Raw genomic sequence first — 735 nt, 5'->3', positions numbered from 1 at the left:
TAAAAGACGTTTGAGTTCGTGGAAATAGACATCCAAAAGATTTATCTGTCGAGTTTCAGAGATATGGTGATGTTTGATTGCCTGCAGATTTGCTAACAAAATTGACAGGCGTTGAGATAAATCATCGGTAAGTTGGGATAACCAGGTTTTTAATAAAGCAGGATCAGTAATAATGTCACCTCGTCGTTCATCCGTTACGACAGAGATCAATAAATTTAGTTTGGGGAGATCGGCAGCTGGTTTGGACTGGTTACGTAAGAGAGCATTACCAAGCCACATACTGAATAAACGGGGATTAATCACTTTTGCCGGTGATTGCAGAAAATGAAACCCTTTAGCGGATAATTTTCTTGATTGAGCAAAATGTCTTTCAGCAAAAGCGAACAGGGAAAATAAATTACTGCTGGTTAAGGGTAATTTTATCTGCAGCAAGTTTTGCTGATGAGTGGTTTTGCGCCGGCTACAGTATATATTCAGCAGTTCGACATCACGTTGCTGCCAGCTTTTTAAACCTTCCGCGTTATCAACGTTATAAAAATACAAAACAGCATGACCTAAACGACTTATTTGCCATTGGTGGTTTAATGATGAGTTGTACTGCGATAACAGGGCTTGCAGCTGTTGATGATCTGCGTCAGTGAAGCCGAAGCATCGTATCTGCAGATTAGCCAATTTAACTTTGCTCCGTCTCAGCTGTTGGTTTGGAAGGCTGCAATTGCCGTAGTCGCACAGTGG

1 protein-coding gene is annotated in these 735 nt (G+C 41.2%); it reads right to left on the bottom strand.

Features of this window, described 5'->3' with window-relative positions; translation table 11 throughout:
- The coding region (locus B3182_RS14570; RefSeq protein ID WP_292753286.1) for a hypothetical protein at positions 1-672 on the bottom strand (672 nt) is incomplete at its 3' end.
- Positions 673-735 lie beyond the last annotated feature (63 nt).

Origin of the sequence: Methylophaga sp. UBA4204, assembly GCF_002379485.1 — a bacterium.
GTDB lineage: Bacteria > Pseudomonadota > Gammaproteobacteria > Nitrosococcales > Methylophagaceae > Methylophaga.
The sequence above is the reverse complement of the archived record's forward strand: the minus strand, read 5'-3'. Positions and strand labels throughout refer to the sequence as shown.